1 protein-coding gene is annotated in these 267 nt (G+C 47.2%); it reads right to left on the bottom strand.

Features of this window, described 5'->3' with window-relative positions:
- Positions 1-267, bottom strand: a 267-nt coding sequence (locus E4T71_RS09455) for a DUF1542 domain-containing protein (protein ID WP_135039028.1), incomplete at both ends; no start/stop codon positions are given.

Raw genomic sequence — 267 nt, 5'->3', positions numbered from 1 at the left:
GAGCCTTAGCTGCTGCTTTCTCTTCGTCTGTTAGATCAGAGCGAGCGTCAATTTCATCCTTCTTGGCTTGAGCGGCTTCATCGACGGCTTTCTTCGCTTCAGGCTTAGCAACTGCATCTGGGTTAATCGCCTTAATGGTATCAACACCTGCAGTCTTAGCTTCTTCAACTCCTGCATTTGTTGTTGCTGCATCTACTGCAGCTTTGGCTTTTTCTGCTTCTGCATCAACTTGAGCCTTAGCTGCTGCTTTCTCTTCGTCTGTTAGAT

The sequence above is a fragment of the Streptococcus sp. WM07 genome (genome assembly GCF_004570525.1).
Taxonomy (GTDB): Bacteria; Bacillota; Bacilli; order Lactobacillales; family Streptococcaceae; genus Streptococcus.
The sequence above is the reverse complement of the archived record's forward strand: the minus strand, read 5'-3'. Positions and strand labels throughout refer to the sequence as shown.